Source organism: Shinella curvata (assembly GCF_022899935.1).
Taxonomy (GTDB): Bacteria; Pseudomonadota; Alphaproteobacteria; order Rhizobiales; family Rhizobiaceae; genus Shinella; species Shinella curvata.
In genome coordinates this window covers 72,956-98,961 of record NZ_JALJCJ010000003.1, presented here as the reverse complement: position 1 = coordinate 98,961, position 26,006 = coordinate 72,956, and the positions used below count along the sequence as shown (strand labels likewise).

General features: G+C 62.1%; 21 protein-coding genes. 17 read left to right on the top strand and 4 right to left on the bottom strand.

Annotation, left to right across the window (positions count from 1 at the left end):
- Window positions 1-132: 132 nt before the first annotated feature.
- Complete coding sequence (locus MUU55_RS11980; RefSeq protein WP_244761002.1) at window positions 133-1,098, top strand: flagellin N-terminal helical domain-containing protein; 966 nt, start codon at window positions 133-135, stop codon at window positions 1,096-1,098.
- A gap of 82 nt (window positions 1,099-1,180) precedes the next feature.
- Here MUU55_RS11980 and glf read toward each other — a convergent pair whose 3' ends face one another.
- The 4 genes from glf to MUU55_RS11960 form a co-directional block, all read right to left on the bottom strand.
- The gene (gene glf / locus MUU55_RS11975) at window positions 1,181-2,338 is read right to left on the bottom strand and encodes a UDP-galactopyranose mutase (RefSeq protein ID WP_244761001.1); all 1,158 of its coding nucleotides are present in this window, start codon (window positions 2,336-2,338) and stop codon (window positions 1,181-1,183) included.
- 37 nt (window positions 2,339-2,375) lie between these two features.
- On the bottom strand, window positions 2,376-3,662 hold the full coding sequence (locus MUU55_RS11970) for a DUF6250 domain-containing protein (protein ID WP_244761000.1): 1,287 nt from the start codon (window positions 3,660-3,662) through the stop codon (window positions 2,376-2,378).
- A gap of 53 nt (window positions 3,663-3,715) precedes the next feature.
- Window positions 3,716-5,761: an O-linked N-acetylglucosamine transferase, SPINDLY family protein gene (locus MUU55_RS11965; RefSeq protein ID WP_244760999.1), complete on the bottom strand. Its 2,046-nt coding sequence runs from the start codon at window positions 5,759-5,761 to the stop codon at window positions 3,716-3,718.
- 192 nt (window positions 5,762-5,953) lie between these two features.
- A complete protein-coding gene (locus tag MUU55_RS11960) occupies window positions 5,954-9,385 on the bottom strand; it encodes a beta strand repeat-containing protein (RefSeq protein WP_244760998.1) in 3,432 nt (1,143 codons plus the stop codon).
- A 711-nt stretch (window positions 9,386-10,096) separates the two neighbouring features.
- On the opposite strand from MUU55_RS11960, the gene MUU55_RS11955 reads away from it, so the two are divergent.
- The 16 genes from MUU55_RS11955 (at window position 10,097) to fliR (ending at window position 26,006) form a co-directional block, all read left to right on the top strand.
- Entirely contained in the window at window positions 10,097-11,065 is a 969-nt protein-coding gene (locus MUU55_RS11955) for a flagellin N-terminal helical domain-containing protein (RefSeq protein ID WP_244760997.1), read from the top strand.
- A 314-nt stretch (window positions 11,066-11,379) separates the two neighbouring features.
- A complete protein-coding gene (locus MUU55_RS11950; protein ID WP_244760996.1) occupies window positions 11,380-12,036 on the top strand; it encodes a hypothetical protein in 657 nt (218 codons plus the stop codon).
- On the top strand, window positions 12,033-13,247 hold the full coding sequence (locus MUU55_RS11945; protein ID WP_244760995.1) for a MotB family protein: 1,215 nt from the start codon (window positions 12,033-12,035) through the stop codon (window positions 13,245-13,247). The genes MUU55_RS11950 and MUU55_RS11945 overlap by 4 nt, the downstream gene beginning before the upstream one ends.
- A 3-nt stretch (window positions 13,248-13,250) precedes the next feature.
- Entirely contained in the window at window positions 13,251-14,582 is a 1,332-nt protein-coding gene (gene motC / locus MUU55_RS11940; RefSeq protein ID WP_244760994.1) for a chemotaxis protein MotC, read from the top strand.
- The gene (gene fliK, locus MUU55_RS11935; protein WP_244760993.1) at window positions 14,579-16,189 is read left to right on the top strand and encodes a flagellar hook-length control protein FliK; all 1,611 of its coding nucleotides are present in this window, start codon (window positions 14,579-14,581) and stop codon (window positions 16,187-16,189) included. The genes motC and fliK overlap by 4 nt, the downstream gene beginning before the upstream one ends.
- A complete protein-coding gene (locus MUU55_RS11930; RefSeq protein WP_244760992.1) occupies window positions 16,113-16,691 on the top strand; it encodes a transglycosylase SLT domain-containing protein in 579 nt (192 codons plus the stop codon). The genes fliK and MUU55_RS11930 overlap by 77 nt, the downstream gene beginning before the upstream one ends.
- 281 nt (window positions 16,692-16,972) lie before the next feature.
- Entirely contained in the window at window positions 16,973-17,647 is a 675-nt protein-coding gene (rem, locus tag MUU55_RS11925) for a transcriptional activator Rem (protein ID WP_117368215.1), read from the top strand.
- A 111-nt stretch (window positions 17,648-17,758) separates the two neighbouring features.
- On the top strand, window positions 17,759-18,958 hold the full coding sequence (locus MUU55_RS11920; protein ID WP_244760991.1) for a flagellar hook protein FlgE: 1,200 nt from the start codon (window positions 17,759-17,761) through the stop codon (window positions 18,956-18,958).
- Between the two features lie 43 nt (window positions 18,959-19,001).
- On the top strand, window positions 19,002-20,447 hold the full coding sequence (gene flgK / locus MUU55_RS11915) for a flagellar hook-associated protein FlgK (RefSeq protein WP_244760990.1): 1,446 nt from the start codon (window positions 19,002-19,004) through the stop codon (window positions 20,445-20,447).
- A gap of 3 nt (window positions 20,448-20,450) precedes the next feature.
- On the top strand, window positions 20,451-21,509 hold the full coding sequence (locus MUU55_RS11910) for a flagellar hook-associated family protein (RefSeq protein WP_244760989.1): 1,059 nt from the start codon (window positions 20,451-20,453) through the stop codon (window positions 21,507-21,509).
- 38 nt (window positions 21,510-21,547) lie between these two features.
- The gene (gene flaF / locus MUU55_RS11905) at window positions 21,548-21,901 is read left to right on the top strand and encodes a flagellar biosynthesis regulator FlaF (RefSeq protein ID WP_244760988.1); all 354 of its coding nucleotides are present in this window, start codon (window positions 21,548-21,550) and stop codon (window positions 21,899-21,901) included.
- Window positions 21,898-22,344, top strand: coding sequence for a flagellar biosynthesis repressor FlbT (gene flbT, locus MUU55_RS11900; protein WP_244760987.1), 447 nt, complete (start codon window positions 21,898-21,900; stop codon window positions 22,342-22,344). The genes flaF and flbT overlap by 4 nt, the downstream gene beginning before the upstream one ends.
- Window positions 22,338-22,766 carry a flagellar hook assembly protein FlgD gene (gene flgD / locus MUU55_RS11895; RefSeq protein WP_244760986.1) on the top strand — a complete coding sequence of 143 codons (429 nt, stop codon included), beginning with the start codon at window positions 22,338-22,340 and terminating at the stop codon, window positions 22,764-22,766. The genes flbT and flgD overlap by 7 nt, the downstream gene beginning before the upstream one ends.
- Window positions 22,763-23,029 (top strand): flagellar biosynthesis protein FliQ, encoded by a 267-nt coding sequence (gene fliQ, locus MUU55_RS11890; RefSeq protein ID WP_244760985.1) that lies wholly within the window; start codon window positions 22,763-22,765, stop codon window positions 23,027-23,029. Before flgD ends, fliQ begins: the two co-directional genes overlap by 4 nt.
- Window positions 23,030-23,169: 140 nt before the next feature.
- The gene (gene flhA, locus MUU55_RS11885; RefSeq protein ID WP_244760984.1) at window positions 23,170-25,257 is read left to right on the top strand and encodes a flagellar biosynthesis protein FlhA; all 2,088 of its coding nucleotides are present in this window, start codon (window positions 23,170-23,172) and stop codon (window positions 25,255-25,257) included.
- Window positions 25,254-26,006 carry a flagellar biosynthetic protein FliR gene (gene fliR / locus MUU55_RS11880; RefSeq protein WP_244760983.1) on the top strand — a complete coding sequence of 251 codons (753 nt, stop codon included), beginning with the start codon at window positions 25,254-25,256 and terminating at the stop codon, window positions 26,004-26,006. Before flhA ends, fliR begins: the two co-directional genes overlap by 4 nt.

The window sequence follows — 26,006 nt, the reverse complement described above, 5'->3', positions numbered from 1 at the left end:
GTTTTCTAAGCCCATCGAAACGGTGGGTTAACCAAGAAACTTAACCGGTTGGCAGGCATGATGCTGACCACCGTTCCCCGGTAACATCCGGAATGCCCTTCCTCAGTCAGCCATTCAAGGGGCACGCATCTCATGACCAGCATTCTGACCAACGTCGCGGCAATGTCCGCTCTGAACACCCTGCGCTCGATCGGCAACGATATGGAAACCACGCAGGGCCGTGTTTCCTCCGGCATGCGCGTCGGTGAAGCCTCGGACAACGCTGCCTACTGGTCGATCGCGACCACCATGCGCTCCGACAACATGGCCCTTTCGGCCGTCCAGGACGCGCTGGGTCTCGGCGCCGCCAAGGTTGATACCGCCTATGCCGGTATGGAAGCCGCCATCGACGTCGTGAAGGAAATGAAGAAGAAGGTTACGGCGGCGACCGAACAGGGCGTCGACAAGGCCAAGGTTCAGGAAGAAATCAAGCAGCTTCAGGAGCAGCTGGTTTCGATCGCCTCGGGCGCTGCCTTCAACGGCCAGAACTGGCTCGTCTTCGACAGCACCGCTGCAGACGCCGTTGCCGACAAGACGATCGTTTCTGGCTTCGTCCGCGACGCTTCGGGCACCGTCAAGGTCAACACCACGACCTACACGCTCGACGAACTGACCGCCGACGGCCAGAACGTTCTGTTCGGCACGGTCGACACGTCGGACTACACGCAGAGCGCCGGCGGTATCCTCGGCTCGGCCGGTGACGACATCGACCCGACCACCAATACCTACACGATCACCGACACGGTCGTAACGCTCGACATCTCGGCTTTCGACGATGCCGAAATGGCCGAAGCGCTGAACCTTACGGAAGCCGCGATCCAGCTGATGACCAAGGCTGCCTCGCAGCTCGGCTCGATCTCCATGCGCATCGACCTGCAGGAAGATTTCGCCAACAAGCTGACGGACGCCATCGACAGCGGTATCGGCCGCCTCGTCGACGCCGACATGAACGAAGAATCGACCCGCCTGAAGGCCCTTCAGACGCAGCAGCAGCTGGGCATCCAGTCGCTCTCGATTGCCAACTCCTCGGCCGAAGGCATCCTCCAGCTCTTCCGTTAATCGGAAGACGAGGTCCAAATCCTTCGAAGATTTCGCAAGGCCCCGGTTTATCCGGGGCCTTCGTGTTTCGGGAATACGCCGCTCAGAGCGGCGCATGCAGGAAGGCCGCCATGGCGGCCCCCTCGTCTCTGCGGGCAAGATAAAGCCTTGCGGTGTCGAGTGCTTCGCGGATGGTCACGTCCATATCGAGGTAGCGGTATGTACCCAGGCGACCGACGAAGGTAACGCTCTTTTCCTGTTCGGCGCGGCCGACATAGTCGGCCAGCTGCGCCTTTTCCTCGACGAGGCGGATCGGATAATACGGGATATCCTCAGGACCGCAGGCGCGCGAAAATTCGCGGTAGCAGACGGATCCCTTGTGCTCTTCCCACGGCGAGAAGTGCTTGTGTTCGGTGATGCGCGTATAGGGCACGGCGACGTCGCCGTAGTTCATCACCGCGCAGCCCTGATAGTCGCCGTCATAGGTGAAACGCTCGAAATCCAGTGTGCGATAACCGAGCCGGCCGAGTTCGTAGTCGAAATAGCCGTCAAGCGGACCCGAATAGAAGACATGGGCGTAGCCCGCGACCTGGTCCCGCCGGAAACTCGTCTCGAGCGAAACGTGGATGTTGGGATGGTCGAGAATGCCCTCGATCATTTCCGTATAGCCGTTTTCAGGCATGCCCTGGAATTTATGGAAGAAATAGTTGTCGTCGTAGTTGAAGCGCACGGGCAGGCGCTTGAGGATCGACGCCGGAAGTTCGGTCGGCGAGCAGCCCCACTGTTTCTGGGTATAGCCCTTGAAGAACGCCTCGTAGAGATCGTTTCCGACGAAGCGCAGCGCCTGTTCCTCGAAGGTCTGAGGATCCGAGATCGTCTTGTCGGCCTGTTCTTCGAGGAAGACGCGGGCCTCGTCGGGCCGGAACGTCTTGCCGAAGAACTGGTTGATCGTGTGCAGGTTGACGGGCAGCGAGAAGACCTGGCCGCCGCTCGTCGTCTTCACTCGGTTCTTGTAGGGCATGAAGGTCGTGAAGCCGTTCACATAGTCCCACACCTCGGCATCGTCGGTATGGAAAATGTGTGGGCCGTAGACATGCACCATCACGCCGGTCGCCTCGTCGCGCACCGTGTGGCAATTGCCGCCGATATGGTTGCGCGCGTCGATGATCTCGACCTTGCAGCCTTCCTGTGCGAGTTCCCGGCCGATGACGGCGCCGGAAAGCCCGGCGCCGACGATGAGGATTTTTTCTTTCACGGTCATGCTATCCCATCCTGCGAAGTGTCTGGCCCGCGCACGCTCAGCCGGCGGCGCGCAGCACCGGCTTTTCGGTTTCCGGGAAGAGACGCGAGCGCATCAGGGCTTCATAGGCCGTGATGAGCGGTGTCGGATCCCAGCCGCGTTCCTGCGGACCGAAGCTCAGATGGCTGACGGTGAAATCGGAATAGATCGCCGAGGGGCGGCCGAGGAAGGTCGGCACGCCGATAGTGAGCGCATGTTCGTCGTCGCCCTGCGGCAGCGCCATGTGCAGAAGGTCCTGGCCCAGCCAGGCGATGAAGTTGATCGACTGCCGTTCGGTCCAGTCGACGGATGGCTGGGGGAGGGGGAGGGTGCGACCGTTTTCAACCAGGAAGTAGCCGTGCAGCTTGGCCGCACGCTCGGCGCTTTCCCAGAGCGTGCCGCCGAAACCGCCCGGCGGGTGCTCGAACTCGCCGACCGATGTCGGGATCGAGCCCGCAGCCTGCTGGAGGTAGGCGCACACCCCGTTGTTCACGACATTGGCCGAGACGATGAAATAGTGCGGGTTGGCGCGGCGGAACTGGATGTAGCCGTCGAGCTTGTCGATATCGAGATAGACGATATCGTCGTCGCATTTCAGGAAGACGGCGTCCTTGAAGTCCTCGAAGCGCGTCGCGTAATACTCGTAGGCCTGGTAGTAGGGCAGCTGCTCGTTCGGATTGCCGATATAGCGGCGCGTGCGCGCATCGACATCGCAGAGTTCGAGATCCGCGCCCCAGCCGCCGCGGATATGTACCGTAGCGCCGGCCGAGAGGTTGATTTCCGGCCAGGTGCCGATCGCGACCTCGTTGATGCGCAGGATCGGCGCGCCGGCCGCATCGATCGAGAGTGTGACCTCGTTGGGCCGGCCGGGTGACAGAATACCGGGGGTCGGTTTGCTCCACAGGGTCTGTTCGTTGCTGCGGTCGAAATGGGCCAGCTGCTCGCGGCCGATCTTGCGCAGCACCGAATGGGTGTTCTTCCAGCCGCCGCCGGCGATCTCGTAGCACTCATGCGGCCTGTCGTTCGGGACGAGGGCGATGTGCAGGTCATGGCGGATGCGGGCGCTGGTGCGGAAGGAGGCGCTGGGCGAAACGGTGCCGGCGTTCTGGTAGGGCACCTTGGAGCCCATATAGCGGGCGGGGCCGAATTCGCGCGTCACCCAGGCATGATCGTCGGCCGAGCGGGTGAAGTCCCAGATATGCCACTCGTCGATGATCCCGAGGTCCAGCGCGCGGCGAATGTATTGCGTGAGGATTTCCATCCTCGTCTGCCGTCCGGCAAAGGTCACCAGGATAACTGGGGTCATGCGATCCTCGTCGTTCAGAACGGTTCGTGTTTTAAAACGGGAAACACCGGCGGTCAGCCGGCGGCTCCCTTCCAAAGGCGGGCATCGGGTGTCAGCGGCGCGTGTTCATCCATCAGCGTCAGCTGTTCGAGGTAACGCTGCCGGTAGGCCTGTTCGCTTTCGAATTCGATGTTGGCGGCGGCGAGCTCTGCGCCGACTTCGTAGTAGACGGCGAGATTGCGCAGATCCGGCACCGGCGTTTCGCCGCGCTCGGCCTCGCCCTGCATCTGCCAGAACAGTTCCTCGAGGCGGCGGACAAGGCCGTCCATATCGCGCAGGGCGCAGGTTTCGCGCTGGTCCTGCAGGGATTGGCGGATCGCGGCCAGGCTGGCCGGGTTCTTGGCGAAGGCGATCGCCTTTGCGACGTAGTCTTCCGGCCCGTTGCAGATCAGGTCCGGAACACCAGCGGCCGAGACGATGCTGGCGCAGAAGCGCGAGGCGAAGCTCTTGCCCGGCACGGTCAGCACGGGAAGGCCCTGCGTGATCGCATCGGCGGCGGTCGAATGCGCGCCATAGGGGAAGGTGTCAAGAAAGAGATCGGCAAGGCCGATGCGGGCGAGGTGATCCGGGTTCTGCACCTTGCCGGCGAAGATCAGGCGGTCAGGCGAAACGCCGGCCTGCTGGGCCATCTGCTTGACGCGCTCGTTGACGCTGTCGTCGCCGACGAGCAGCCAGAGAACGCTGCCGGGCGTGGCAAGCAGGATTGCCATCCAGCGGGAGAAACACGAGGCCGAGATCTTCTGCATGCCGTTGAAGCTTGCGAAGACGAAGGCATCCTCAGGCAGACCTACTGCGGCGCGCGTCGGGCGGGCGTTGACGGCGCGCTTGCGGTCCACCGGCTGGTTGCAGGGGATGCGCAGAATCTTTTCCGTATAGTAGAGCTCGTTTTCCGGCGGCACGATGTAGTCGTCGGCGATCATGTACTGGTGGTACGGGCTCGCCATCGAGCCGGGGTAACCGCAGAAATTCACGATGACAGGCGCCGGCCGGTAGGCGAAGATCTTCGTGCGGGCATGTTTGGTGTAGCCGTTGACGTCGACGAGCACGTCGATCTCATCGGCGACGATCTGGCGGGCGGCATCGACATCGCTGAGCTTGGTGATGTCGCGCCAATGATCGACGGCCTGCTTGATGCGGGCCTGCGTGTGGTCGATCGGGGCCGGCTCGCCGCAATAATAGGCGAAGATCTCCACCTGCGACTTGTCGTGCAGCTCCAGCACTTCGCTGAGTGCAAAGCCGACGGCGTGCTGGCGCAGATCCGAAGAGATGTAGCCGACGCGCAGGCGCTGGCCGTTGCCGGATTTCTGGCGCACGGGCTTGCGCACGAAGCCGCGCGTCTCCGGCCGGCCGACGGTGGCGGTGCAGTAACGATGCGCCTTGGCGAGCTGGAAGAGCGGGTCGTCGGCATAGCAGGCGATGGTCATGGAGGACATGGCGTCCATGAACTGCCGGCTCGAAATGTGGAGGTTGGGCGTGATCACCGGCCACTTGACCTGGCGCATGCGCAGCGAAATCCAGTGCTGGGCGGCCTCGGTGCGATGTGGCTGCAGTTCCATCGCCTGCCAGAGGGCGGCTTCCGCCTCTTCCAGCTTGCCCGCACCCTCCAGCACACGGCCGATATGCTGGAGCACGAGATGGCGATGGTTGATCCGGTCGGGCGTGACGTCGTTGGTCGCGTCGACATAGTTGCGCCATTGCAGCACGGCCTGGCCGGTCAGTCCGCAATCTTCAAGCGTGCGGCCGAGATTGACATGGGCCTGGCCGAAATCCGGATTGATCTTGAGCGCTGCACGCAAGGCATTCAGCGTGCCCGCGGTGTCGCCGCTTTTCGAAAGCGAGACCGCGTAGTTGAAGTAGGCGAGATGCAGCAGCGGATTGGTATCGTTGAAGGCGATCCACGTCTTGTAGAGTTCGATTGCCTGCGCTGCGTGTCCGGCGGCGGCAAGGCCCTCGGCCATCTGGAAGAGTTCGGCAAGGGAAAGCTGCTGCGTGCGGGCGCGGCCCAAAACGCTGGCGAGCGTTGCGTTCGGATCGGGAACGATAGGGGTGCTGACAGTCATGGCCATCCTGCGGCAAGGCGGCCTTTCGGCCGGGCGGTTGAACGACTCGCAATGAGCTCGTTTGCCTTGCTACCGGAGTTGACTTGCGTCGGGCTTGTCGTTTGGCGCGCAAATCAGGTGTTTGCGGCCTGCCAAACGAAAAGGCGGCGCGGTTGGAGCCGCGCCGCCTCGTTTCGGTTTCCGGCGTCCTTATCAGACGTCGTTGTAAGCCGCGATGACCGCTTCGACCTGCGCGCTGGTGAGAGCGGCGATCTGCTGGCTCGTGAAGGCCTGAGCCTGCGTGGAGTCCAGGGCGGCGATGTCGGCCGTGGAGAGACCCGGCAGGGCCTTCACGTTGATCGCTGCGATCTCGTCGGTCGTGAAGGTCGCGATCTCGTCCGAGTCCATCGCATCGAGGGCGGCGGAGGAGAGAGCGGCGATCTGCGTCGAGGTCAGCGCTTCGACCTGGTCGGACGTCAGCGTTGCTACCTGAGCGGTGCTGAGGGCAGCGATCTGGGTCGAAGTCAGGGCCGCGATCTGGTCGCTGTCGAAGGATGCGAGCGCATCGGTCGAGAGGGCCTTGACCTGGTTGGCCGTCAGGGCTGCGACCTGGCCGCTCGTCAGACCATCGACCTGGGTCGAGGAGAGAACCGCAACCTGCGCCGTCGTCAGCGAGGCGACCTGACCGGTGCTGAGAGCACCGACCTGATCGGTCGAGAGGAAGGACACGATGTCGGTCGACAGGCCGGCCAGAACCTTGGTGCTGATGGCTGCGACTTCATCCGAGGAGAACGTTCCGATCTCGTCGGAGTCCATGGTGTCCAGCGCTGCGGCGCTGAGGGCTGCGATCTGCGTGCTGGTGAGCGCCGCCACCTGATCCGAATTCAGGGTCTTGACCTGATCGGTGGTGAGCGATGCGACCTGCTTGGACGTCAGGACCTCGATCTGCGTGCTTTCCAGCGACGCGACGGCGTCGGTGGTGAGCGATGCGACCTGGGTGGCCGTCAGGGCGACGACCTGGTCGGTCGACAGGCCGTCGAGCTGGTCGGAGATCAGGCTTGCGACCTGAGCCGTCGTCAGAGCGGCGACCTGAGCCGTGCTGAGCGCGGCGATCTGATCACTTCCGAAGTTGCCCAGAGCAGCCGTGGAAAGTGCAGCCAGAACCTTGGTGGAGATGGCGGCGACTTCATCCGTGGTGAACTTGGCGATCTCGTCGGAGTCCATCACACCCAGCGCTGCCGCGCTGAGGGCTGCGATCTGGGCACTGTCGAGTGCTTCGACCTGATCCGACGTCAGGGTTTCGACCTGTTCGGTGGTGAGCGAAGCAACCTGCTTGGACGTCAGCGCGGCGATCTGGTCGCTGTCGAGCGATGCGATGGCATCGGTCGTCAGCTTCACGATCTGCGTGGCCGTCAGGGCGACGATGTTGTCGCTGGTCAGACCATCGACCTGGTCGGAGGTCAGCGATGCGATCTGGGCCGTCGTCAGGGCAGCGATCTGCTTAGACGAGAGGGCGGCGATCTTGTCGCTGTCCAGGTTGGCGATCGTCGCGGTGGAGAGAGCGGCCAGAACCTTGGTGGAGATGGCGGCAACTTCGTCCGTAGTAAAGGTTGCGATCTCGTCCGAAGCCATCGTGTCCATGGCGGCGGCGCTGAGGGCTGCGATCTGGGTCGAGGACAGAGCCTGGACCTGATCGGAGTTGAGGGTCGCAACCTGGTCGGTGGTGAGGGCAGCGATCTGCTTGGCCGAGAGGGCCGCGACCTGGTCGCTGTCGAGCGAGGTGATGGCATCGGTCGACAGAGCCGCAACCTGCTTGATCGTCAGGGCTGCAATGTTGGCGCTGGTCAGGCCATCGACCTGGTCAGACGAAAGCGATGCGATCTGTGCCGTCGTCAGGGCAGCGGCCTGCTTGCTGGTGAGGGCTGCGATCTTGTCGCTGTCGAGGTTGGCGATCGTCGCGGTGGAGAGGGCAGCCAGAACCTTGGTGGAGATGGCGGCGACTTCATCCGTCGAGAAGGTTGCAATCTCCTCCGAGGTCATCGTGTCGAGGGCAACGGCGCCGAAGGCGGCGATCTGCGTCGACGTCAGGGCCTGAACCTGATCGGAGGTGAGGGCTTCTGCCTGGTCGGTGGTCAGAGCCGCAACCTGCTTGGCCGAGAGAGCGGCGACCTGGTCGCTGTCGAGCGATGCGACGGCTTCCGTCGTGAGGACTGCAACCTGCTTGGCCGTCAGAGCCGTGATGTTGGCGCTGGAGAGGCCGTCAAGCTGGTCGGAGGTCAGCACGGCCACCTGGGCGGTGGTGAGGGCTGCGAGTTGCTTGGAAGAGAGAGCGCCGATCTTGTCGCTGTCAAGGTTGGCGATCGTCGCGGTGGAGAGAGCAGCCAGGACCTTGGTGGAGATGGCAGCGACTTCGTCCGTGGTGAAGGTCGCGATCTCGTCCGACTCCATCAGGTTGAGAGCGGCGGCGCTGAGGCCGGCGATCTGGGTCGAGGTCAGAGCCTGCACCTGATCCGAGTTCAGGATGTCGACCTGAGCGGTGGTGAGGGCCGCGACCTGCTTGGCGGAGAGGGCGGCGATCTGGTCGCTGTCGAGCGAGGTGATCGCATCGGTCGTCAGAGCGGCAACCTGCTTGGCCGTCAGGGCAGCCACGCCGGAGGTCGTAAGGCCGTCGATCTGCTCGGAGGAGAGAACGCCGATCTGGGCCGTCGTGAGCGAAGCGACCTGCTTGCTCGTCAGGGCGCCGATCTGGGCGCTGTCGAAGTTGGCGATCGCGTCGGTGGAGAGAGCAGCCAGAACCTTGGTGGTGATGGCGGCGACTTCATCCGTCGTGAAGGTTGCGATCTCGTCCGAGGTCATCGTGCCGAGAGCGGCGGCGCTGAGGGAAGCGATCTGCGTGCTCGAGAGGGCGGTGACCTGGTCGGTGTCCAGGATCGCGACCTGATCGGTGGTGAGAGCGGCAACCTGCTTGGCGGAGAGGGCGGCGATCTGGTCGCTGTCGAGCGAGGTGATCGCATCGGTCGTCAGAGCGGCAACCTGCTTGGCCGTCAGGGCAGAAACCTGGCTGCTGGTCAGGCCATCGACCTGCTCGGACGTGAGCACGGCAACCTGTGCGGTGGTCAGCGAAGCGATCTGCTTGGAGGAGAGAGCGCCGAGCTGGTCGCTGTTGAAGTTGGCGATTGCGTCGGTGGAGAGCTGCGCCAGGACCTTGGTGGAGATGGCGGCGACTTCATCCGAGGAGAAGGTCGCGATTTCGTCGGAAGCCATGGCGCCGAGTGCGGCAGCGCTGAGGGCGCCGATCTGCGTCGACGTCAGGGCGTCGACCTGGTCGGAGTTCAGCTGGGCGACCTGCGCCGTGCTGAGCGCGTTCATCTGGGCCGAGGTCAGACCGACGATGTTGGTCGAGCTCAGGGCATCCATCTGCGAGAGGGTGAGGCCGGTGATGGCAGCGGCGGTGACGGCGCTGAGCTGGGTGGACGAGAACGCGGCAAGGTCGTCCGTCTCGAAAGCGGCGATCTGCGACGAGCTCAGGGCCTTGATCTGCGTGCTGGACAGCGCCGCGATGTCGGCCGTGTTGAGGTTCTGGATCGCAGTCGACGAAAGCGACTTGATCTGGTTGATCGTAAGAGATGTAACGATTGAAGTCATGAACGCGCCCTTGATGGTTGGCTGTCCACAAACGTCATGTCCCTGCGAGTCGACGTCACGGAAGGACCGGCACGGTCACTCCATGGAAGACTCAGCATGTCCTGCGCTTGCTGCAGCGTTGGACGTCCGGTCGGACCCGCTATTGCGACGCAATTCGGGTGTCCTGACGGACGATTCAATGTTTACTTGGAACATGACTCGAACGAGCCAGCGCATCGGAAGGGCATCATGCTTCCGGAGCCGTATCTCGGCTCCGATCCCTACGCCAGTGGTTGCAAGCGCCCGGATGGGTATTACTCTTACAACTAATGAAAGTTCTAAGCAGCAAGTTCTAAAAATGCGTTAACGCGATGCAACACATCCTTGCAATTTTCTTTGGTTTTTGACCTGCCGTGATACGCAAGCTTGCCGGTTTGGCACGGCTTTGTGCCACTTTCAGGCATGGTGGCCCTGCATGATAGTCGCCTAAAAGTTGAAATGGGGCATTCTTAGGTAAGAAATGGCCATCGGCTGGTAATCCTTTGTTCATGTTTATTGCTGAATCGTTAATGCCGTTAACCATTTGTTAACCATTCGACGTTAACTCTTTGTTAAGAACGATGGACTGGCGCCCAGGGCAAACGAGCGGCGCCGGACGCATGAGCACTCTCCTCGTTACCGGTCCCCGCTTACTCCGGCATGTCCCACCGACACATATTCAGGGTAAGTCCAATGACCAGCATTCTGACCAACTCCGCCGCCATGGCGGCGCTGCAGACCCTCCGTTCCATCGACAACAGTCTCGAAACGACGCAGGCGCGCGTTTCCTCCGGCCTGCGCGTCGAAACCGCCGCCGACAACGCCGCCTACTGGTCGATCGCCACCACGATGCGTTCGGACAACCGCGCGATCTCGACGGTCGCCGATGCGCTGGGTCTTGGTGCTGCGAAGGTCGACACCGCCTATACGTCGCTGGAAAATGTCATCGACGTGATGAGCGAGATCAAGGCAAAGCTGGTCGCCGCCCGCGAACCGGGCGTCGACAAGACCAAGATCAACGATGAAATCACGGAACTGAAGAACCAGCTTATCTCGGCGGCCCAGTCGGCCTCCTTCTCGGGTGAGAACTGGCTTTATAATACGGGTACGGATCCGCTCGGCACCAAATCCGTTGTTGCCTCCTTCGTTCGCAGCGCCGACGGCAATGTCAGGGTCGCCACGCTCGACTTCAATACGGAGAATTCCGTGCTGATCGATATCGAGGATCCGACCCGCGGCTATCTCACCAAGCCGATCGACCTTGCCGACGTCATGACGGATCCGCCAGCCTATGGTCCGTACGCGATCATCAATATGGACGATCTCGGCAATCCCGACGATGATACCGTGGTTAGCCTCAGGGCCGATACGACCTATGAGGAAATCGACGGCATGATCAGCGTCACGGACGCCGTGCTCAAGAACCTGACCAATGCCGCCTCCACGCTCGGCGCGATCACCACGCGCATCGAGATGCAGGAAAGCTTCGTTGCGACCCTCGGCGACGTGATCGACAAGGGTATCGGCCGTCTCGTCGATGCCGACATGAACGAGGAATCGACCCGCCTCAAGGCGCTGCAGACCCAGCAGCAGCTCGGCATCCAGTCGCTCTCGATCGCCAATTCGAGCGCCGAAAACATCCTCCAGCTGTTCCGCCAGTAAGGGCGGAAGCGTTTCGAAATCCGCCCGGCCGTTGGTCATCGGCCGGGACGGGCGGTTGGGCCGCGCGATTTGCCCTGGCGCGGCCCAACACCCTTCATCTTCATCCTCGCACAAGTTTGAACGCCTAGGTTCGGTGGCACGATCAGGAAGATTGTGCGCCTTTCGCCTCCCGGAAGGCGCTGTGTCCGTGGAGATAGGTCAGCGGTGTTGTCAGGTTCCAGTGTTTTCGAGAGCAAGCGTCATAGCGGCCCGCGGTCCATCCGCCGGGCTTCGTTTGCGTTTGCCGGGCACGCGGCGAAGCCGGGAGAGGGCGCATGAGCGCACAACTCGCCCGCTACCTGAAGGATTTCGGCGCACCACCGCGCGCCAAGGCCCCGACCTTCCAGCCGCCGAGCTTCGGCACAGAGGATGAAGGCACGATCGCTGCCGAACCTTTCGCAATGCCGCTCGCTTTGCCGCCGGTTGACGTCGAAGCCGAGCGCGCCACCGCTTTTGCAGAGGGACGCTCGGAGGCCGAGGCTGAGCTTCACGCCAAATTCGACGCCGAAATGGATGCCTTGAAAGAAGCGCACAAGGCCGAACTGGAAAACCAGCGCCTGCGCTACGAGCAGGACTATGCCAGGGCGCTCGCCGAACGCTTCTCGATGCTGACGGGCGAAGTGGCCGATGTCGTCGCCGCCCAGACCGCGCAGGTGCTTGCCCCGGTCATGAACCAGATCCTGACGAAGGGGGCCGTCGCGGATCTTGCGCGCATGATTGCCGAAGGGCTGCAGGACGGCGAAGGCGTGACGATCACGGTGAAGGGGCCGGCAAACCTCTTCGAGCAATTGAAAGCGCGTTTCGAGGACCCCGCGCCGGTCTTCCGGCATGTCGAAGCGCAGGATGTCGATCTGACGGTGGAGTATGGCGAAACCGTCCTGGTAACGCGGATGTCGGCCTGGGCTGATACCGTACGCAAGGTGCTTGCATGAGCGAAGGCGAAAATCACCACCACGGCAAGAACGAGATCATCATCGTCAAGCGCCATGGCGATCATGACGGCGACCACCATTCGGCCGCCTGGAAAATCGCCTATGCCGACTTCATGACGGCCATGATGGCGTTTTTCCTCGTGATGTGGCTCGTCAACGCGGCAAACGAGGAGACGAAGGCTTCGGTCGCCTCCTATTTCAACCCGATCAAGCTGACCGATGACAAGCCGGCCGACAAGTCGGTGAAGAAACCCGCCAACAGCGCGGAAGGCGAGGCGACGCAGGACAAGTCGAAGGAAGCCGGCCAGAAGCAGGCCGCCGGCAACGGCGCCGAGAACGGCAAGGAAGAAAGCACCTCGGCCGGCGAGGAGACGCAATATTCCGAGGCGAACTATTTCGAGAACCCCTATTCGGTTCTTTCCGAGATTGCGCAGGAGGTCGGCCAGCAGGCCAATGTGAGCGCCAAGGGCGAGGGTGGTGCTGCCACGTCCGGCCCGGCGACCGGAGCGGATGGTGGCGAGGCCTATCGCGACCCGTTCGATCCCGACTTCTGGACGCAGCAGGTGGATATTTCGAAGGCGACCAGTGCCGGCAGCGAAGGCAAGGCGAGCCAGCAGGTCGCCGTCGCCAGCGACAAGACCGTACAGGACGCGCTGGCCAAGGACGACGCCGAAAAGGCGGAAGCTGCAAAGGCCGAAAGCGAAAAGGCCGACGCCGAAAAGATTGCCGAAGAAAAGAAGACGAAGGAAGACGAAGACGCCGGCAAGCTGAAGGCCGAGATCACCAAGGAGATCGGCGCGCTCGGCAAGCTGGCGGAGGGCCTGACCGTGACGCCTGCCGAAGGCGGCCTGCTCGTCAGCCTAACCGACCAGATGGACACGCCCATGTTCAACATCGGCTCGGCGCTGCCCAAGCGGGAGATGGTGCTGGCCATGGAGAAGATCGGCAAGATCCTCGAAAGCCGTCCCGGCGCGATCGCCATTCGCGGCCATACCGACGCCCGGCCCTTCGCCGGCGGAAAGAACGACAACTGGCGGCTCTCCATGGATCGCGCGCAGAGCGCCTATTACATGCTGGTGCGCGGCGGGCTTGAGGAAAAGCGCGTGAGCCAGGTCACGGGCTTTGCGGACCGGCGCCTGAAGGTTCCGGCCGATCCGATGGCCGATGCGAACCGCCGTATCGAAATCCTCATCCAGGCCGAAGGCGGCTGATCGATGGGGCTTCTTCGTCGCCTTCTCCTGACGGGTACGGTTTTCTGCGTGGCGCTCGCCGGCGGCGCATCCGCGCGTGCCGAAGGTCTCGATGATCTCGAGCCCTACAAGATGATCCGGTCGCTGCAATATGTGCAGGACACGGTGGCGCTGGGCGATCACTCGGCCATGGAGATGCAGCGCTTCCTGCTCACCACCATCGACGACCGGCTGCGCACGGCCGAATCCTCTGTTTTCGACGATCCGCGCAACGTGGATGCGGCGCTCGTCTATGCCATGAGCGGCGGCAACCCGGAGACGCTGGAGCTTCTGATCAAGAAGGACGTCGCCGGCCATTTCGATTCCCGGCTGACGGATGCGCTGCGGGCCTATCTCTCGGGCCGTGGCACCCAGAGCGTCAGATCGCTGGCGGAAATCTTCCCGGAATACAAGCGCTCGCGCGTCGGACCGTATCTTGCTCTCGTGTCGGCCAATTCTGTCATCCGCAAGGACCCGGCGCTGGCGCTGACGTACTTCGACTGGGCCAGGCTCGTCGCGCCGGGCACGATCGTCGAGGAGGCGGCACTGCGGCGCTCCATCTTCATCACCAGCGAGTCCGGCTGGATCGACAAGAGCATGGTCTATGCGAACCGCTATGCGCGCCGCTACCTGCGCTCACCCTATGCCAGCCAGTTTGCCGATCTCTTCGTAAAACTCGCCGTCGATCATTTCGACGCGCTGAAGGAGGAGGACATTCTGGAGGTTCTGTCCTTCATGGATGTGCCGCGCCAGCGCGAGGTTTATCTGCGCATGGCGCGCCTTGCGGCGATTACCGGGAAGAACAAGCTTGCCACGCTTGCCGCCACGCGCGCCCAGATGTTGTCCGATGACGGCGAAAGCGTTCCCAAGGTTTTGGCGGATCTCTACTCGGGCCTTGCCTCGGTGCCGTCAGGCGATGTCGCCACGGCCATGGAAGCCATCGCGGCCGTTCCCGACGACAAGCTATCGCCGAAGGATCAGGCGCTGAAAGCGGCGGCGAAGGCCGTGGCCGAGGAAGTGCTGCGGGTGCCGCAGAGCGCTGCGGTGGAGAAGACCGTTCCGGAGACCCCGGTGGCGCTTCCGGCGGAGGGACAGGATTCTTCCTATGAAGGACTGAGCGAGGCTGAAACGGCCGACCGGGCAATGGATCCGCGCGCAGGCGCGCAGGAAATCCCGATCGCGGCCACCGAGCCCGAGACGGAGAAGAAAGAGCAGCAGGAGAAGGCGGGCGTCGATCCGGCTTTCGACACCTTCGTGTCGAGCGGTCGGTCCAAGCTGGACGCAATCGATGCGCTCTTGAAAGGAGAAGGCAGTTGAGCACCATCGGCAACGGTATTAACGGCGTCCTGCAGGGGCAGACGTCCTCCAAGAGCAAGGCCGCCCAGGGCAAGGCCACGGGCACTGCGCAGAAGGGCGACTTCGCCAGCACGATCGCGAACCTGCAGGGCAGGAACGGCGACGGTGACGGCGGCCGCAAGGGCGGGCGGATATCGATCGCCGCAACGAGCCAGAACCAGATCCAGACCGAACATGCCGCCGGCACGCACAAGACCGGTCAGCGGGACCTTGCCGCACTTGCCGAGGCCTTGCAGGAAGCGAGTGCCGCATCCCCCTCGAAGCAGGACGGCGCGCGTTTTGCGGAAGGGGCGGGTGCCCGTACGGACGATGCCGGCCAGCGGGCGCTTCCCGAGACCAAGACGGACGATCCGGTTGCGGACAAGGCGATGGTGCGAGACGGCGATCAGCCCGAGGCGAAGCCGGCCGACACGCCGCGGAGCGTCGACAAGCTCCTCGTAGCGTTGGAAAACGCCAAAGGCACGAGAAGCGAAAACGGGTCTTCCGTTGTTTCGGTGGACGTGAAAGACGCTAAGGACACGAAAAGTGCGTACCAGTCCGCAGACCTCGTGGATACCAAAGAGACGAAGGACGTTCGGCAGGATGGCGCAGACGCGCCTGGCAAGACCGATGTGGGCAATCTTCTGGAAATGCTGGCCGCTCCCGCTGCCATGCCGCAGGCCGTTGTAATCGGCGCTGCGGCGCAGGTCGCGGCATCCGGCGCTACGCCGGACGGGAAGGCGCCGCAAGGTGAAAAGATTGCAGCGAAGGCCGAGATGCTGGCAGCCGCTCGGGGCGAGGGGCAGGCCGCTGCGCAGTCGGACGCCACGCTGCCGGTGGAAACCGGTGACGTGTCCGAATCGGATACCGACCAACTCTTCCGGCTGATCCGCGCCGACGGCAAGGGCCGCGATCTCGACATGAGCATTTCGGGCACCGGCGAGCGCACGAGCGTGCGCGACGCCAACCAGGCGACGGCTGCGAAGGTCGAAACCGTGACCGTGCTCGAATCCCGCCGCTATATCGGTCTTGCGCAGACGGGCAATGCCGGCGCGGTGACGACGGCCATCGCGCAGGACCCGAACTGGGCGGCCTCGCTCAGCGCGACCAGCGGCCTCAGCCATTCGGAGGCGGCGGTGACCGGCAAGGTGGTCAATACGCTGAAAATCCAGATGAAGCCGGTCGATCTCGGCATGGTGACCGCGACGCTGCGGCTGCATGGCGATGCGCTCGTCGTCTCTCTGCAGGTGGATACCGCCGAAGCCTATCGCCAGCTCAGCGACGATCAGGAGAGCATCGTAAAGGCGCTTCGCGGTCACGGCTTTGCCGTCGATCAGGTGAGTGTCCAGCTGTCGCCGGTCGACCGCAGCAGCGGCCAGCAGCAGGGCGACGGTCAGACCCAGCAGCAACAGCAGCAGTTCTCCAGCCAGCCGCAGGCCCGTGAAGGCGGCAATGGCCGCCAGGGCGGCAATGGAGACGGCACACGCACTTTCGCAGGCGAAGGAACCTCCCATGACGGCACTACGTCGGAAAACGCTTCTGGCCTCGCTGGCGGCCAGCCTGTGCGCTCTGGCGGCGTCTACCTCTGATGTAAGCGCCTCCACGGGCAGCTGCGAGCGCGAAATCCTAGCGGCGGCGGCAAAGTACGACATCCCGGCCGGCATCCTCTACTCCGTCGGTCTCACCGAGACCGGCCGGAAGGGATCACTGCAGCCCTATGCCATGAACATTGAGGGCAAGGCCTATTTCGGCCGGAGCCAGGAAGAGGCGCTGCAGGCCTTCCAGGCGGCGCGGGCGCGTGGCGCCAAGCTGATCGACCTCGGCTGCATGCAGATCAATCACCATTTCCACGGCGACCAGTTTACGTCGCCGGCGGAAATGTTCGACCCGCGCAAGAATGTCGAATATGCGGCATCCTTCCTTGCGCGTCTCCACGCCAGGCATGAGACCTGGACCATGGCCGTCGCCCGCTATCATGCGGGCCCGAACAACGACCCTGCGCAGAAGCGTTATGTCTGCAGGGTGATCGCAAATCTGGTTGCGACGGGCTATGGAAGCTGGACGACAAACGCGAAAGCGTTTTGCCAGTAATTCTACTAAAAGTTGATGTTTTTGGTGCTCATCGACCTGTGTCGTAATGTGGCAGGAATGCGCCCTCTTTTGGTGCGGCAAGGCTGCTCGTTAACCTTTGTTAACTTTTCCACCGCAAAATTGTGGCGAAAGGCGTCGATAGCTACTATATGTAGGTCAAATCGGCACGCAATTCTTAATCAACTGTTAAATTCACCCAGTCACTTTCTCTAGTTGCCGGTGATTCGCCCGATTCGTACCACTGCCTGAACGAAGCACCACACTGATTCGGAGGCGGACGAATGATCGTAGTGGTTGATGAGCGCGAGCTCGTGAAAGACGGCTATACTTCTCTTTTTGGTCGCGAGGGCGTGCCCTCGACGGGGTTCGATCCCCGTGAATTCGGCGAGTGGGTGAACACCGCCGCCGATTCGGACATCGATGCGGTCGAGGCATTCCTGATCGGTCAGGGCCAGCACGGCATGGAACTGCCGCGGGCGATCCGTGATCGTTCGCAGGCTCCGGTGATCGCGGTCAGCGATACGCCGTCCCTGGAAAACACCCTTGCGCTGTTTGACAGCGGCGTCGATGACGTCGTGCGCAAGCCGGTCCATCCGCGGGAAATCCTGGCCCGCGCGGCGGCCATCCGGCGTCGCCTGAAGGCGCTCACCAATTTTACGGAGATCGGCCCGATCCGGGTGTTCTCCGACGGTCGCGATCCCGAGATCAATGACGAGATATTCCCCTTGCCGCGCCGCGAGCGCCGCATCCTGGAATATTTGGTCGCCAACCGCGGCCGCCGTCTTTCCAAGACGCAGATCTTCAACGCGATCTACGGCATTTTCGACGAGGACGTCGAGGAAAACGTGGTCGAAAGCCACATCAGCAAGCTGCGCAAGAAGCTGCGCAAGAAGCTCGGTTTCGATCCGATCGATTCCAAGCGTTTCCTTGGCTACTGCATCGATTGGCAGGGCTGAGAAAGCGCGCGATCTGGCGGGACGGCGGACCCCGGCAGATCACCTTGGCAGCCAGCTTCACGCAAGGCCCGTTTCATAGGGTCGTTGTGACGAGACGAACGGGGATTTGACATGAGCCTTTACGGTACGATGAGAACGGGTGTTTCCGGCATGAACGCACAGGCGAACCGCCTGAGCACGGTTGCCGACAACATCGCGAATGCGAACACGACGGGCTACAAGAAGGCCTCGACCCAGTTCTCCTCGCTGATTCTGCCTTCCACGGGCGGCGCCTACAATTCGGGCGGCGTGACCACGGATGTGCGTTACTCCATCTCCGCGCAGGGCACCTTCACCTACACGACGTCGTCGACGGATCTTGCCATCAACGGCAAGGGCTTCTTCATCGTCCAGGGCAGCGACGGCCAGGAATACATGACCCGCGCCGGCGCCTTCACGCCGATGGACGACGGCACGCTGCAGAACAGCGCCGGCTTCACGCTGATGGGCTATGAATATTCCTCGACCGAGGACCCGACGATCGTCGTCAACGGCTTCGACGGCCTGGGAGAAATCAACCTCTCTTCCGGCGAACTCAACGCCAAGGGCTCGGCCGAAGGTGCGCTCGACGTCAACCTGCCGTCGAATGCCGACGACGGCTACGAGAAGAAGACGTCGCTCAAGGCCTATGACAGCCAGGGCAATTCGCGTCTGATCGAATTCAACTACACCAAGGTGTCGGACAACAACTGGACGGTCGAGGCAACATACGACGGCACGTCGATCGCTGGCCCGATTGCCATGGTCTTCGATTCCGCGGGCAAGCTGACCAGCCCATCGCCAGCGATCATCACGACCACGCCCCAGACCACCGGCGGCGCGGAACTCGCGGAACTGGAAATCAGCATCGGCGGCTCCACGCAGCTCGCCTCCGACTTCGACGTTTCCAACGGCAAGATCGATGGTAACGCGGCCAGCAAGGTCACCGGCTACGAGATCAGCGACGACGGTGTCCTCTCGCTGAAATACTCGAATGGCGAACTGACCCCGAAGTACCGTATCGCGATGGCCTCGGTGCAGAGCCCTGACAACCTCAAGCCGCTGCCGGGCAACGTCTACTCGCAGAGCAACGAATCGGGCGTCGTCGTCATGGGTTACGCCGGCACCAACGGTTACGGCAGCATCATTTCGGGCGCGCTGGAAGATTCCAACGTCGATATCGCCGAAGAACTGACGAGCATGATCGAATCGCAGCGTAACTACACGGCGAATTCGAAGGTCTTCCAGACGGGTTCGGAACTCATGGAAACCCTCGTCAACCTGAAGAGATAATGCGGCCAGAACCCCGCGCGCAGTCGAGAGTTAGGTAAATCCGATGTCGCTTTCAACAGCAATGAAGACTGCTCAGTCGAGCTTCTCCAACGTAGGCCTGCAATCGGCCGTCGCGTCGAAGAACATTGCCAATGCAAGCGACGCGTCCTATGCGCGCCGGTCGGCGGTTCTCGCAACCGCCGCGACCGGGGCCTCGGTCGTCGAAACCCAGCGGGCCCAGAACGAGGCGCTGCTGAAGCAGAACCTCATCAGCATCTCCAAGTCTTCCGCACAGGATACGCTCCTGACGGGGCTGACCAGCATGAAGATGATGCTCGGCGGCGAGGACTACGAACTCGCCCCGTCCACCTATCTTTCCAAGCTGCGCGACAATCTTCAGGCGTTCGCCGACAAGCCGAACGAAGTGTCGCTTGCCGAAACGGTCATCGCCGATGCGACGGATGTCGCCAACTCGCTGAACAGCACTTCGCTTGCCGTTCAGAAGATGCGCGCCGAGGCGGATGCCGATATCGGTACGGCCGTGACGGAACTCAACCGGCTGCTGTCCGAGTTCAAGATCTACAACGACCAGGTCAAGCAGGGTACGGCCGCCGGCACCGACGTCAACGATGCGCTCGACCAGCGTGACAAGCTGCTGACGCAGATTTCGCAGATCGTCGGCGTCAGCACGCTGAAGCGCACGAACAACGATCTTGCGCTCTACACGAGCGACGGCACCGTGCTGTTCGAGACCGAACCACGCACGGTCACCTTCACGCCGACCCCCACATACACGGCTGCCGTCACCGGCAACCCGATCTATATCGACGGCGTGGCCGTCCAGGCGGGTGCGGGCGGCAATACCAGCGCCCAGGGCTCCATTGCGGCCCTTCTGCAGCTGCGCGACGAAGCCGCTCCGATTTTCCAGAACCAGCTCGATGAAATCTCGCGCGGCCTGATCTCGATGTTCTCCGAGAGCATCGAGACTCCCGCCGGCTCGGGCACGTTCGTGGATACCGACGGTCTCTTTACCTGGAGCGGTATCCCGACGGTCGGTTCGCCCGGCCTCGGCGCGGTGATCAAGGTCAATCCGGCCGTTATCACCAGCCAGGGCGGCAACGCCATGCTGTTGCGGGACGGTATCAACGACACGTTCAACATCGGCAACAATGCCAGCTTCTCGGAACTGCTGAAGAGCTATACGGCGGCTTTCGAGACGCCGATGACCTTCGACGCGGATGCGGCGATCGATACGACGGCGACGATCCTTGCCTTCTCGACCGGTTCGGTCGGCTGGCTGGAGCAGTTGCGCAGCGCGGCGACCACGGCGGGCGACGACAAGGCGGCGCTGCTTGGACGCACGCAGGAGGCGCTCCAGAATGTGACGTCCGTGAGCCTCGATGAGGAACTCGCGCTGCTGCTCGATCTCGAGCAATCCTACAAGGCGTCGGCAAAACTCGTGGCGGCGGTCGATGAAATGATCACCGCGCTTCTCCAGGCGGCAGGCTAAGCTATGAAAGCTTCTTTCGTTTCCAACATGTCCCTCCAGAACGCTATGCGCATTACGGTCGCAAGCGCGCAGAAGGAGATGCTGAAGGTCCAGGAAGAGTCCGTGACGGGCCGCCATGCGGATGTCGGTGCGGAGCTTGGCGCCAAGACCGCCCGCACGCTCAACCTTCACCGCGACCTGCAGCGCATGGAATCGCTGAAGAGCACCAACGCCTTGACGACCCAGCGCCTTGCCGCCTCCCAGGAGGCGCTCGGCCAGATGTCGACCGCGGCGAACGACGCCATGGGCGTGCTGATCGCGCTTTCGGGCATCACGTCCGCCGATCAGCTCCAGCTCGCCCAGAAAAATATCGGTGATGCGCTGTCGACCTTCACGGCCGCCGCAAACACCTCCTTCAGCGGTGAATACCTGTTTGCAGGCATCAATTCCGACGTGATGCCGTTCAACGACTATTTCCAGACGTCCCCGGTGTCTGATGCCAAGGCCGCCTTCGACGCTGCTTTCCTGGCGCATTTCACCTTCGACCAGACGGACAGCGCCGTTTCCTCCATCGATCCCGCTGACATGCAGTCCTTCATCGATTCGCTCGAGACGGACTTCATGAGCGGCGTGAGCTGGGAGAACAACTGGTCGAATGCGTCCAGCGAGAACATGAACAGCCGCATCAGCGCGTCTGAAACGGTGCAGAGCTCGACCAACACCAATGTGGCCGGCATGCGCAATATGGCGCTCGGTCTGGTGATCGGCCAGGAACTGCTGGCGCTCAACATCTCCGAGGCGTCCCGCAAGGTCGTGAGCGATGCGGCGATCGACTATATGGGGCGTGCGGTCTCCGGCATCGACGGCGAACGCTCGAAGCTCGGCATTTCGGAATCCCGCGTGAGCCAGGCCAACACCTCGCTCGATGCGCAGATCACCATCCTGAGCACCAGCATCAAGGATATGGAAGGCATCGATACCTACGAGGCGGCGACGCGTGTAACCACACTCGAATCGCAGCTCTCGCTTGCCTACACGCTCACCTCGCGGATCCAGAACCTGAGCCTGCTGAACTACCTCTGATGAACCAGAGGATACGGACACACATGAAGGATGTCTGAATGTACCAGTTTTCATATGCCGAGATCATGGAGGAGGGCGTCGCCGTCTCGAAGGATCGGGAACGGCAGGTCCTCGAGCGCTCGATTGCGCTCCTGGAAGTGGCAAACGCGGCCCGCGGCGGAAACTACGGCAAGGAAGCAGTCGAAGCCGTTTACTACACGCGCCGCGTCTGGATTCGTTTCATCGAAGATCTCGGAAATCCGGAAAACCAGCTCGATGACGAGCTCCGGGCCAATCTGATCTCGATCGCCATCTGGATTCTCAAGGAAATAGAAAAGATCCGCAAACGCGAATCCACGAATTTCCAGGGCATCATCGACATCACAACCATCATCAAGGATGGAATCAAATGAAAAGTACGCTGCGTATATCGCTGAAGTCCGGGGAACGCATTTTTGTCAACGGCGCGGTCCTCAGGGTTGATCGCAAGGTAGCGATCGAATTCCTGAACGACGTGACCTTCCTCCTGGAAAACCACGTCCTGCAGCCGGAACAGGCGACCACCCCGCTCCGTCAGCTCTACTTCATCGCGCAGATGGCGCTGATCAATCCGGAAGGCGCCGAGCAGTCGATCGCCATGTTCCGCAAGTCGGTCATCATGCTGCTGTCGTGCTTCAAGAACGAGGAAGTGCTGGCCGAACTGAAGCGCGTCGATGCGCTCGTTACCCAAGGCCGCGCCTTCGAGGCGCTGAAGGCCATCCGCGGGCTCTACCCGATCGAGGATCGCATTCTCAACAATCAGGAAATGGCACCGGCCACGATCGAGCAGATCCGTAGGGAGATCGCACCATGGTAACGCCCGTCGGCGCAACGAGCACCGCCACATCCAACCAGGCGACCTCCGGCAGCGAGGCTTCGACCGCCGAAAAGTCGGCGACCTTGAACTACGAGAGCTTCCTGAAGCTGCTCGTGGCGCAGATGAAAAACCAGGATCCGACGGAGCCGATGGATTCGGCCCAGCAGATGGCGCAGCTTGCGACCTTCTCGCAGGTCGAGCAAACCATCAAGACGAATAAGAATTTCGAAAGCCTGCTGCAGCGCACGTCGCTGCAGGAAGCCAACTCCGTCATCGGCCGCACCGTCACCAGCGAGGACGGCAAGATCACTGGTGTCGTCAAGGAAGTGACGCTATACAACGACGGCATCGTGGCGAAGCTCGATTCGGGCGAAAAACTCGTTATCGGACCGGGCGTGAAGATAAGCGAAACCAAAACGTGAATGAGGCAGACGCCCTCGATATAGCGCAGGCAGCCATCTGGACGGTCATCGTGGCCTCCGGACCGGCGGTGCTTGCCGCCATGATCGTGGGCGTCGTCATCGCCTTCGTACAGGCGCTGACTCAGGTTCAGGAAATGACCCTGACCTTCGTGCCGAAAATCCTGGCGATTTTCGTGACGATCGCCATTTCGGCCCCCTTTATCGGCGCCCAGATATCCATCTTCACCGATCTCGTCTTCTCCCGCATCCAGAGCGGATTCTAGCGCTCGTCCGGCTGCGCTTCGCGCCTTGCTGGCGTGCCTTTCCCCATCCTCGCGCAAGCTTCGCCCTGTAGGTCATCGGATGAAATGGGCGACACGTGTTTTGTGCCGCCGCCTCTCATGACGAGACGGGAAGCATAACGATGGCGCAAGTTCCGGCAATCAACCTTCCGAAGGTCAGTCCCAGCGGCCGCGATGTCGCGTTCGCCGTGGGCATCCTGACGATCCTGTCGATCCTCTTCCTGCCGATCCCGGCCTTCATGATCGACATAGGCCTGGCCTTCTCGATCGCCTTTTCCGTGCTGATCCTGATGGTTGCGCTGTGGATCCAGCGTCCGCTCGATTTCTCGTCGTTCCCGACGGTTCTCCTCATCGCGACCATGGTGCGCCTGTCTCTGAACATTGCGACGACGCGCGTCATCCTCTCGCATGGCAACGAGGGGCACGATGCGGCGGGCGGCGTGATCGCCGGCTTTGCCAGCCTCGTCATGTCCGGTGACTTCGTCATCGGTATCATCGTCTTCATGATCCTGATCGTGGTGAACTTCATCGTCATCACCAAGGGTGCGACGCGTATCGCGGAAGTCGGCGCGCGCTTCACCCTCGATGCGATCCCCGGGAAGCAGATGTCGATCGACGCCGACCTGTCGGCGGGCCTTATCGACGAGAAGCAGGCGCAGCTGCGCCGCCGAGAACTGGAAGAGGAAAGCTCGTTCTTCGGTTCGATGGACGGTGCCTCGAAGTTCGTGCGCGGCGACGCCATTGCCGGCCTTCTCATCACCGCCATCAATGTCTTCGGCGGCATCATCATCGGCTACTTCCGTCATGGCATGGAGCTCTCGGAAGCGGCCGACGTCTTCGTCAAGCTCTCGGTCGGCGACGGTCTCGTCTCGCAGATTCCGGCGCTCATCGTCTCGCTCGCCGCGGGCCTCATCGTTTCGCGCGGCGGCACCTCGGGTTCCACCGACCAGGCGGTCGTCAATCAGCTCTCCGGCTATCCGCGCGCATTGCTCGTCGCCGCCGGCCTGATGATCATGCTCGCCCTCATGCCGGGCCTGCCTTTCCTGCCCTTCATGGTGCTCGGCGGCCTCATGGCCTTTGGCGGCTGGATGATCCCGCGCCGCATCGAGGCGGAAAACCAGGCCAAGCGTGCCGCGGAAGCCCAGCAGGTCCAGGCGACTCGCGATCAGGAAAAGGACTCGGTTAAGTCGGTGCTCAAGACCGCCGAGATCGAGCTCCTGCTTGGCAAGCAGGTCTCCACACGTCTTCTCGGTGCCCATCAGGAGCTGGCGTTTCGCGTTGGCAAGATGCGCAAGAAGTTCGCCGGCCAGTACGGTTTCGTCGTTCCGGAAATCAAGGTTTCCGACGATATCGCCATTCCCGACAAGTCCTACCAGATCCGCATTCACGGCACGACGATCGCCTCCAACATCGTGCGCGTCGGCGAAGTCCTCGTCGTCACGGGCGGCGGCCGCAAGCCGAGCGTGCCGGGCGACGAGATCCGTGAACCCGCCTTCGGCATGCCGGCGGTATCGGTCCTCGAAACCTTTGCCGAGGACCTGCGCCGCGAGGGCTTCCATCCGATCGACAACGTCTCGGTTGTTCTCACGCATCTCTCGGAAGTCATCCGCAACAACCTGCCGCAACTCCTGTCCTACAAGGACGTCAAGGTGCTGATCGAGCGTCTCGATCCGGAATATCGCAAGCTCGCCGACGAGATTTGCTCGTCGCACATGTCCTATTCCGGCCTGCAGGCCGTGCTGAAGCTGCTGCTCGCCGAGCGCGTCTCCATCCGCAACCTGCATCTCATTCTCGAAGCCGTCGCCGAACTCGCGCCGCATGTGCGCAAGACCGAGCAGATCGTCGAGCATGTCCGCATCCGCATGGCGCAGCAGATCTGCGGCGACCTGACCGACAACGGTGTGCTGCCGGTGCTGCGTCTCGGCAACAAGTGGGACATGGTGTTCCACCAGGCGCTGAAGCGCGATTCGAAGGGCGAAATCGTCGAGTTCGACATCGATCCGCGCCAGCTCGAAGAGTTTTCCGAGCAGGCGACGCGGGTTATCCGCGAGTTTCTCGACCGCGGCACGCCCTTTGTACTGGTCACATCGCCCGAATCCCGCTCTTATGTGCGCATGATCATCGAACGTCTTTTTGCAACATTGCCGGTTCTCTCGCATGTCGAGCTCGCCAAGGGCATCGAGATCAAGATCCTCGGCTCCATTTCATGATCACGGACCCGCAGGGCACGGTGCTGGCGCTGTTCGCCGCCTTCTGCCGTGTCGGCGGGTGTTTCATGCTGCTGCCGGGTTTTTCCTCGGCCCGTATTTCGGTCCAGATCCGTCTCTTTCTCGCCGTCGCGGTCTCCATGGGCGTGCTGCCGATCATGTGGGATGTCATCTATCCGCGCGCCAGCGGTGATCTCGACGGCTATCTCCGCATGATCGTCTTCGAGACGCTGACGGGTGCAGCGATCGGCCTCATCGCTCGCTATTATGTTCTCGGCCTGCAGTTCGCCGGCACGGTGCTGACCATGATGATGGGGTTCAACGCACCGCCGACGCCGGATGTCCTGGAAGACACCGCGGAAAACCAGCTGACCAACCTCTTGTCCTTTGCCGGCCTGCTTGTGCTCTTCATGCTGGATTTCCACCATGTCGTCATGCGGGCATTGATCGAATCCTACAATGTCATGCCGATCGGCGCCGGCTTCAATCCGCAGAGCGCGCTGATCACGCTCACCGATACGCTCAGCCAGACCTTCATGATCATGCTGCGGCTGGCGAGCCCCTTCATTCTCTATGGTCTGGTGTTCAACATCTCCGTCGGTCTCGTCAACAAGCTTGCACCGCAGATCCCGATCTATTTCGTTTCGCTGCCCTTCATCATCATGGGTGGCCTGTTCCTGCTCTACTTCGGCATTTCCTCGCTGCTCGAGATTTTTGCAAGCGGCTTCATTCCGGTCTTCAGGGGGGAATAG